1 protein-coding gene is annotated in these 10,818 nt (G+C 54.9%); it reads left to right on the forward strand.

What is annotated here, in order from left to right; translation table 11 throughout:
• Window positions 1-10 precede the first annotated feature (10 nt).
• Window positions 11-10,818, forward strand: a 10,808-nt coding sequence (locus OGV94_RS15045; RefSeq protein ID WP_286523706.1) for a hemagglutinin repeat-containing protein, incomplete at its 3' end; no start/stop codon positions are given.

Consider the following 10,818-nt stretch of genomic DNA (forward strand, 5'->3'; position numbering starts at 1 on the left):
AACAAGGGTGATGAAAAAGGATCCGGTTCGTTTTTCCCAGCGTTTGCTAAGCGGCATGTTGAGTTTCCTGCTGGCTACCCAACCACTGCTTCCGGCGATGGCTGCCGTCATCACGCCTGAAGGCAATACGCAGATGGATAAAGCCGCCAATGGTGTTCCGGTGGTGAATATTGCCACGCCGAACCAGTCCGGGATTTCACACAATAAATATAACGACTACAACGTGGGAAAAGAGGGGCTGATCCTTAACAACGCGACCGGGCAATTTACCCAAACTCAGCTCGGCGGCATTATCCAGAATAACCCAAACCTACAGCCAGGAAAGGAAGCTTCAGGGATCATCAACGAAGTTACCGGCGCTAACCGTTCGCAACTGCAGGGCTATACCGAAGTCGCGGGGAAAGCCGCCAACGTCATGGTCGCTAACCCCTATGGCATTACCTGTAATGGTTGTGGATTTATCAACACGCCTAACGCCACCCTGACCACTGGTAAACCTGTGTTGGACGCCAATGGCAACCTGCAGTCGCTGGATGTAAGCAAGGGCAGTATTACCATCGAAGGTAAGGGGTTGGATGGTAGCCAGAGCGATGCAGTGTCGATTATTGCTCGCGCCACGGAAATCAATGCTGCGCTACACGCCAAAGATTTGACAGTTATCGCTGGGGCGAATCGCGTTGCGGCGAATGGCCAGACGAGCCCGCTAAATGGCGAAGGAGAAGCACCGAAAATCGCGGTTGATACCGGCGCGTTAGGCGGCATGTATGCTAATCGAATTCATTTGGTCTCCAGCGAGAAAGGGCTGGGGGTCAACCTCGGGAATCTGAATGCCCGTCAGGGTGATATCACCCTCAATGCTAACGGGAAATTAACGATCGGCAACAGTCTGGCAAATGGTGGTCTTTCTGCCAGGGGCGAAGGCGTCACGCTAACCGGTAGTCATAAGACCGCAAGCGGGATGACCATCAACAGCACCGGGGCGTTAGCGCTACAGGATGCAAATCTCTCCAGCGGCGCAAACGTGCAGTTGGGTAGCGATGGCAAGGTGACGATCGATGGTGGCGGGATTGCCGCAGCTGGCGAGTTGCAGGTGGCTGCTAAACAGGATGTAGCCGTTGCTGCAACCACTCTGGTTAGCCAGAAAAACACCTCACTGCGCAGTGACGGCTCGCTGACAGTCACCGACGGCAACCTGACCAGCAAAGAAAAACTGGATGTCGAGGGTACTCATGGACTGACGCTGACCCGTTCCACGCTGGGTAGCGATGCTGATGTTAGCCTTAACAGTAACGGCGATCTGTCGGCGAAAGGGGGATTGCTCTCAGCAGGTAACGGATTAACGCTGAAGGCGCAGCGCATAGCACTGGATAACGCCAGTCGGGCCGATGCGAAAGGCGCATTAAGCCTGACCGGTAGCGAAATGAACAACCAGGGACAGGTTAATGCGGGAGATGCTTTATCTCTCTCCGGTGACCTCCTCGTTAATGGTGGTCAACTGGCGGCAATCGGCAGTCTTGATACTTCTGTCAGCAGCCTTAGTAACACAGGTCTGATGCAGGGTAACAGCGTATCGGTCCGCAGCGGGTCGCTGGATAATATGGGCACGCTGGCGAGCGGCAGCCAGCTTTCAGTTCAGACGGCATCGCTCAACCAGCAGGGGATCCTGAGCGCGAAAAACGATGCGGATATCCGGGCAGATGTCACGCTGCGTAATAGTGGAAAGTTGCTCTCTGATGGCACTCTAACGGTGCAGGCCGCGTCAGTTGAACAATATGGCGTCCTCTCTGGCAACCAGGGGGTAACGCTCAATGCTGAAAACCTCACTGCCGCGAAAGATTCGCTGATCGCCGGGCAACAAGACATACGGTTAAACGTTACGCAAAACCTTAACCTGAACGGTCAGGTTAATGCCGCCGGTGCGCTTAACGTCGGTGCAAAGCAACTGACTACCGGCAAAGGCGGTCATTTACAGAGCGGTCTGGACCTTGCGATTACCGGCAACAGCGTGATGCTGGACGGCGTACAGGCGGCGAAAGGTTCGCTGGATGTGACGGCTGACAGGCTCAGTCATGGCGGGAAATCCACCGGGGCACGCGTTGGTTTCAGCGCACAGCAGTCAGTTGATAACCATGGCGAACTGTTGGCAGACACCCTGACGCTCAGCGCGGCGACGCTGACTCATAGCGGCAGCGCCAGCGCTGAACGCATCTCGATTATTGCACCTGAACTGCTGACCAGCAGCGGCTCTCTGATAGCCGACACGCTAACTCTCCACAGTCAGCATGTTGTGAATAGCGGTCTGATGCAGGGCAACGCGGCAATGGACCTGCAGATTGATAAGTTAGATAACCTTAGCGGCGGCTCGCTCTATGCCAGGCATTCTCTGGCGTTGGATATTCCGTATCTGACCAACCATGGGCTGATTACCACCGACGGTTCATTGCATCTCAACGGCCGCCAGTTGGTTAACGGCGGAGAAATTAACGGCGTTAATCTGCAAAGTGAATATGCGACGGTAAAAAACGAGGCCGCGGGGCGCCTGCTGGCGGACACGTCATTATCTGTTAACGGACAGCAGACAGATAACCTCGGACTCATGGCTGCTGATACGCTCGTGCTGAACAGTCAGGACGTGAAAAACGACGGGAATGTGTTGTCGGTGGGTGAATTGAGCCTGAAGAGTCAGACCCTGCACAACACCGGCTTGCTGCAGGGCGGCACGCTGAATCTGGAAGCAAATACGTGGCAAAACAGCGGTAATGCGTTGGGTGAAACGGGGGTAACGGCGACAGTACACGACGCGTTCACTAACCAGGGCAAGGTACTCAGTCAACAAAGTATGACCGTGCATGCCGCCAGTGCGAATAACAGCGGAATGCTGGCGGCGAAGGTGCTGGCATTACACGGCGATCTCAGCAACAGTGGGATCCTGCAGGGGAATCAGGCGCTCGCCTGGGATGGTAATCGCTTCACTAGCCTTGCTGGTGGGCAGGTGACCAGCGGTGAAGATCTACAGCTTAGCGGAAAACGTTTCGAAAATGATGGCCAACTGGAGGGCCGTACGGCGGCGATTAGACTGGATAACCTGCACAATAGCGGCAGCGTTCAGGCACTGGATAGCCTGAAAATTAAGGCTAACGGGCGACTGGATAACCAGGGATCGCTGCGCAGTCTCAACCTGTTCGAGTTGGCTGCGGCGCAGTTGTTTAACGACAAAACGATTGCAGCAAAATCCCTTAGCATTTCCGCGCCGGAGCTTATGAATAACGGCATTATGCAGGGTAATTCGGCGCTACAGCTCACCACCCGCAATCTGTTCAATGGCCAACAGGGGCAGTTGGTTAGCGGTGCGGGGCTGGATTTAGGCCTCGATTCGCTGGAAAACCACGGTCTGCTGCTGACAAATACCAACTTCACGCTGCGCAGCAACACATTAATTAACGCCGGTGATATTCAGGCCAATTCCCTGGACCTGACGCTGGCAAACTCAGTTGAAAACCAGGGTAACCTGGTGGCGAAACAGGGGGCGTCGATAAACACCGCCTCTCTGGATAACCGCGGTACGCTGGCGGCGAAAAGTGTCACTCTGGATGGAAAATCCATCCGTAACAGCGGTCTGGTTCAGGGTAATGACAGTACCTCGGTTTCTACGAATAACTTCACCACGGATGCTACAGGCAAATGGTTGGCCGGTAATGCGCTGTTGGTGCATACCGGTGCGATGGAAAACGCCGGCGTACTGCAGGGAAATACCCTGACATTCACTGCCGACTCGCTGAATAACAGCGGCGTGCTTAACGGTTTACATGGCCTGGAAGGCAAGCTATCCGGGCGACTTACTAACCCCGGACACATTCAAAGTGGCGGCGCGCTGGCGCTTACGGCTGATGATATCAACAGCGCCGGACGTATTGCCGGTGACAGGCTGACACTTGCAGCCTCGACGTTAAACAATTCAGGCCTGTGGCAGGGGACGAACGGGCTTGCGCTGTCTGGTGATATTCTCACGACGGGTACAACCTCCCGTACGCTGAGCGGCGGCGCGTTGACCTTTGATGCTGGCAATATAACGACGCAAGGAACGCTGCAGGGGCAGCAGCTTACGCTGACCGCTGATAACTGGCTGCACAAAGGATCGCTGATAAGCCTGGGTAATCTGACGGCTACTGTAAACAACGGCCTTACCACATCAGGCGATGTGATGAGTCATGGCGGAATGTCACTAACCGCGCAGCAGCTTGATAACAGCGGAAAACTGCTCAGCGAGAGCGACGTAACGCTCGACGGCGCACAGTTCGATAACAGTGGCACGGTACAGGGAAATACCCTGACCCTGCAGCAAAACCGGATCCACAATCAGGGCACGCTGACCGGCCTGCAAAGCCTGACGCTGGAGGCTCGTCAGCGTCTGATGGCGCGAATGGCGATGGCTTCACCGCAACAGGAATTGATTAACGCAGCAGGTGGTTCACTGCTGACGCAGGGGGCGCTGAAACTCACTTCTGGCGATGTGACGAATAATGGCACGTGGCAGGGACAGTCCGTTCTGCTCAGTGCGCAAACGCTGACAAACAATGGGGCAATACAAAGCGCCGACGCCCTGCAACTTACGCTCGCAAATAACCTGACTTCTGCGGCTGGCAGCAAAATTACCGCCCTTGGTAACGCGACGCTACAGGCGCTTTCTCTGACTAACTCCGGGCAATGGACGGCGAAAAATCTTACGCTGAAGGGGACAACCCTTGATAACAGCGCGGCGATTAGCGGCGTAAATGCGCTCACGCTTGCCATGAACGGCGCGGTCAGGCAGCAGAAAGCGGGCAGTATGCTGAGCGGCGGCGCGTTGGATCTGACTGCGGCGTCAGTCACCAACGAGGGTAAAATTCAGGGTGCGACGCTGGGCATGACGACCGGCGCATTGACCAACAGCGGAAGACTACAAGGGGATAATGGCGCAACGCTGTCGCTGAGCGGTGATTTGATAAACCAGGCTTCCGGGGAGATTGTCAGCCGCCAGGGGCTGACGCTTTCTACGCCAGTGCTGTCCAACTACGGTTTGATGCAGGGCGGTGGAGAGACTCATCTTAACGCCACAACTCGCGCGCTCAATGACGGCAAACTACTTTCCGGCGCGGGGCTGACGCTGACCACGGCGCAGTATTCCGGCGCAGGCTGGTTACAGGCGACAAATCTCATTCTGAATGCGACAACGGCCACCAATGACGGTAACTGGCTGGCCGACAGCGCCACGCTTGCAGGGACCCGGTTTACCAACCAGGGAACCGCGCAGGCCGGTCAACTGTCGGTGAAATACGCGCAACTGACGAATAACGGTACGCTGTTAGGGAACTCGCAGTTGAGTGTGAATGCCAGCGAAGTTAATCAGAATGCGGCCGGGAAACTGTTCAGCGGCGGCGACCTGTCCGTTGAAAGTCGCGGGCTGGGTGCGTTGGGACAGGTGGTTGCGCTGGGTAATCTGACGCTGAAACTGGTGAATGGTTTTACTGCGCAAAGCGCGTTTGCCGCGGGTAAAACGCTGACCATTACCAGCGATGGCGCTATCGACAACCGTAGCGTGCTTCAAGGGCAATCGCTCAACCTGGCGGCGGGCGGACAGCTCAGCAATAACGGGCAAATTACAACGGGCAACGGTGCGAGCCACCTCAGCGGCAGCAACGTGGCGCTCAATGCCGCCGGAACGTTACAGGGCGGTGGCGATATTACGCTGACCAGTCGCGGTAATATTTCAGTCGCTGGTTTCACCGGAACGCGTGGCTCTCTGACGCTCAATGCACCGGGCGCCATCGTCAATACGGCGCTGTTGTACGCGGCAAATAATCTGGCGCTTTATGCTAACACCATCACCAACCAGCGCGGCGATATCCTCGCGGGCAACAATCTGTGGATGCAGCGAGATGCTGCGGGCAATGCCAACAGCGAAGTGGTCAACACCTCCGGCAATATCGAAACCCAGAACGGTGATATCACCCTCAAAACAGGACATCTGCTGAACCAGCGGGATGGGTTGACTTTCAGTCAGAGAAAGCAGGAATTTTCTAATGCATTACCTTCGGGACCATTTTTATTTCCAATCACGATTGGTGATGGTAAGAAAAAGCCGGATGTTGCGCTTAGTCTGCAGGAATGGCTGAAATCACCTGAAAATATTATCTGGAGCTATTGGGGAGAAAGTTGTGCCGGAAATAGTCAGATCTGCCACGATACATATAAGTATCTTTTAGTTGGGAATGATATTCGTCGTTTTATATTAAGTGAATCAATAGTTGAAGCGAATGCTACGGGGGATGCCGCACGTATTGCCGCAGGTAGGGATATTGTTATCAACGCTACAATAATGGATAACCGTGCAAGCCATATTCTTTCGGACAGAGATGCATTACTGAGAGGAGATTCGTTGAATAATCTTTCTGCCGAAGCCGGGCATGAAATCGTTTATCAAGAGGCTGAATACCGGTGTGAGTGGTTCTCTGATAATTGCAAATTAACCCCTGAGAGACTTAAGGGCTATCCCAGATACGGTAAATGGTATCAGTCCACTGATACTTACGGAGAACTGGTTATACCCAATAAAGATGGCTTCGAATACATCGGGGTTCCGTATGTTTTAGGGGAAATTAAAAAGGAGTTTACAGCTGATAGTGAGTCATACCGCTCAGTGATTAGTGCGGGTGGGAATATTACAGCGACTTTCACTAATGACATTAGTAATACCAGCATCACGGCGAACAGTGGAGTCGGCACCACTATTTCTGTGCCTACCCTCAACACCCTCAGCAACCAAACCATCAGTAATGGGGTGCAAAAGCAGGCACTGGCTGGCAATGACACGGTGAGCGTCAGTTCCCCACAGTGGAACGATCGACTGCATGACGCATTGCAGCAGATTAACGGCGGAGGCTCGCTGGAAAGCGGTGGCGTATCAGACTCTACGCTCAACCCTGTTTCTACCACGCAGAAAGGTAACGCCAGCCTCGGTCAACTCAATGGCCTGATTAACCCAGGCGAGAAGGGCGTGAATGCCGCCGGGCAAAATCAGGGCAAAACGGTGGATACCAGCTCGTATCCGTTACCTTCCGGAAACAACGGGTATTTCGTCGTCTCTGACGATCCGAAAAGCCCGTACCTGATCAACGTTAATCCGAAACTGAACGGTCTTGGTCAGCTCGATCCCAGCCTGTTTGGTGAATTGAATGCAATGCTGGGTATCAAACCTGGCGAAGCGCCGCGTGAAACCAATATTGCGTATACCGATCAAAACCAGTTCCTTGGGTCGGCCTATATGCTCGATCGTCTCAAACTGAACCCGGAATATGACTACCGCTTCCTCGGTGATGCGGCGTTTGATACCCGCTATGTCAGTAACGCCATGCTGAATCAGACGGGAAGTCGATATATCAACGGTATTGGTTCTGACCTTGATCAGATGCGTTATCTGATGGATAGCGCTGCCAGTACCCAGCAGTCGCTGGGACTGAAATTTGGCGTGGCGCTGACGGCCGATCAAATAGCGTCCCTTGAGCACAGCATGCTGTGGTGGGAAGCCGCGACCGTCAACGGTGAGACAGTAATGATACCGAAGCTGTATCTCTCGCCGAAAGATATCACCGTGAACAACGGTAGCGTCATTGCCGGGAATAATGTCCAACTGACTAGCGGGAATATCACCAACTCCGGCAGTACGCTGTTGGCGAGAAACGATCTCACTCTCGACAGCCAAAACAGTATTAACAACCTTAACAATAGTCTGATGCAGGCCGGGGGTAATCTCGACCTGAGCGCGAGGGGTGATATTAATAACGTCAGCTCCGCCATCAGCGGAAAAACGGTGGCGCTGGAAAGCCTGGGCGGCAACATCAATAACCTGACGCTGGCGGAACAGATTGATGTGAGTGCCAGGGACAAATACCGCAATGTGAGCTTTAAAGATACGTTGCTGGGGTCTACGGCATCCATTACCGCGCAGGACGGATTGTCGCTCTCGGCAGGCAAAGATATCACCGTTACGGGCGCCAATCTCTCTGCGGGCGGTTCATTGTTGATGGAGGCGTGGGGAGATATTGCGGTAAATGCCAACCAGATTAACGATGCACGGAGCCACTCCGGACGCTGGATAACCGAGACTAGCCGTTCGTCAGTGGACTGGCAGGGTAGCACCATCAGTTCGGGCGGTAAGCTCGGTATCAATGCCGGGAATAACCTCAACGTCACCGCCAGCGATGTTAACGCGGGGGGGAATGCTCAGCTTACATCGGGTAACGATCTTAATCTGAATGCGGCCACCACTCAGCAAAGTAGCCGTAACGGCGGCAGTGAATCGCACAGCACAGGACTTTCCCGTACCACCGTGTCAGCGGGTGACAATCTGGTGTTAAAAGCGGGCCAGGATATTAATTCCCATGCGACCGGGCTGGCTGCGGAGAATGATGTCGGTCTGCTGGCCGGGCGAGATGTCAACCTGCTGGCTGACGCAACGACAGACGGCGACAGTTATCGTGCGAAGAAGAAAACCGTGGTCAATGACGCCGTACGCCAGCAGGGAACGGAAATTGCCAGCGGCGGCGACGCCGTCATTATTGCCGGGCGTGATGTAAACGCACAGGCAGCGGATGTTACGGCGCAGGGCGATATCGGCGTAACGGCAGGCCGGGATGTGAATCTTACGACCGCCACAGAGAGCGATTATCACTACCAGGAAACCACGAAAACCAAAAAAGGATTCCTCAGTAAAAAGACTACCCATACGATTGAAGAAGACAGCGCTACGCGGGAAAAAGGCGCGCTGCTGAGTGGGAACAATGTGACGGTCGCCGCCGGGAATAACATTCTGGTACAGGGCTCAGCCGTTGCCGGTGACGGCAATGTGGCGCTGGGGGCTGGCAACAATGTGGATATCGTTGCTGCCACCAATACGGATACCTCATGGCGCTTTAAAGAGACTAAAAAGAGCGGTCTGATGGGGTCGGGCGGGATCGGTTTCACCATCGGTAGCAGTAAAACGACGCACGATCTGCGCGAACAAGGCACCACCCAAAGCGAGAGCTTCAGCACTGTCGGCTCAACGGGGGGCAACGTCAGTATCACCGCAGGCCAGCAGGCACATATCGGCGGCGCGGATATCATCGCCCAGAAAGATATTGCTGTTCGCGGCGACAGCGTACTTATTGAACCGGGTCATGACAAACGCACCCGTGATGAGAAGTTTGAGCAGAAAACCAGCGGACTGACGGTGGCGCTGTCGGGGGCTGCTGGCAGTGCGGTGAACAGCGCGGTTTCAGCAGCGCAGGGGGCAAAACAAAGCAGCGATTCCCGACTGGCGGCACTGCAGGGCACGCAGGCAGTGCTCTCCGGAGTACAAGCCGGCCAGGCCGTGGCTCTGGATCAGGCGAAAGGGACCGCTAAAGACAATACCAATACGATAGGTATTAGTGCCTCTCTGGGCTCACAGTCCTCAAAATCGACCTCCCATAGTGAGCAGGATTCAACGACGGGAAGTACTCTGAACGCAGGCAACAGCGTCAATATCACGTCCACAGGTAGCGATATTACTATTGCTGGTAGTGAAGTGAAGGCCGGTAAGGATGTGGCACTGGATGCCGCCCGGGACGTGAATCTCATCGCTTCACAGGATACGCAACTGACAACCGGTAAAAACAGTAGCAGCGGTGGCAGTATTGGCGTGGGTATCGGCGTGGGCTCTGGTGGTGCGGGGATCAGCGTCTCGGCGAACGCCAACAGCAGCAAAGGGCATGAGAAAGGCAACGGTACCTGGCAGAATGAAACCACGGTGGATGCGGGTAATCAGGTCACGATACACAGCGGGCGGGATACCACGCTTGCTGGTGCGCAGGTCAATGGCAAACAGGTGACGGCGGATGTAGGCCGCGATCTGACGATAACCAGCACACAAGATAGCGACCACTACGACAGTAAACAGAACAGCGTGAGCGGAGGAGTGGGGTACACCTTCGGCGCGGGGACCGCTTCCGCAAGTCTTAATGCCAGCCGCGACAGGATGAAGAGCGACTTTGATTCAGTGCAGGAGCAGAGTGGCATCTTCGCGGGAGACGGTGGCTTTGATATCACAGTGGGCAAGCATACCCAACTGGATGGCGCGGTCATTGCTTCTACCGGTTCGGCGGATAAAAACAGTCTGGATACGGGCACGCTGGGCTTTGGCGATATCCACAATCAGGCAGATTACAAAGTGGAGCACCAGGGGGGAGGGATCAGTACAGGGGGCAGTATTGGTCAACAGTTCGCGGGTAATCTGGCGAACGCCCTGATTGCCGGAGGTGGCAGCAGTGGGCATGCGGAAGGAACAACGCAGGCGGCGGTGAGTGAGGGGACGATAACGGTTCGCGACACGGAAAATCAGAAGCAGGATGTCGCCGGTCTGAGCCGTGATGCGGAGCATGCAAACGGCAGCATCAGTCCGATTTTTGACAAGGAAAAAGAGCAGAAGCGCCTGCAGGAAGTGCAACTGATAGGCCAGATAGGTAACCAGGCGGCGGATATCGCGAGGACGCAGGGTGAGATAAATGGCCTGAATGCGGGTAAAAAAGCGCTGGCAAAGGAAGGTATTCCTGAGCCGGATGTGAACGCCAGTGATGAAGAAAAAGCAAGATACCAGACGCAACTACGGAACTCAGCGGCATATAAGACCGAGCAGGCAAAATACGGCACGGGTAGCGATATTCAGCGGGGGATTCAGGCTGCAGTAGGCGCTCTGCAGGGGCTGGCTGGCGGTGATATTGGCGCGGCGCTGGCGGGTGCATCGGCACCGGAGCTTGCCAATAT

It is taken from the genome of Citrobacter sp. Ce006, assembly GCF_030336535.1.
GTDB lineage: Bacteria > Pseudomonadota > Gammaproteobacteria > Enterobacterales > Enterobacteriaceae > Citrobacter > Citrobacter europaeus.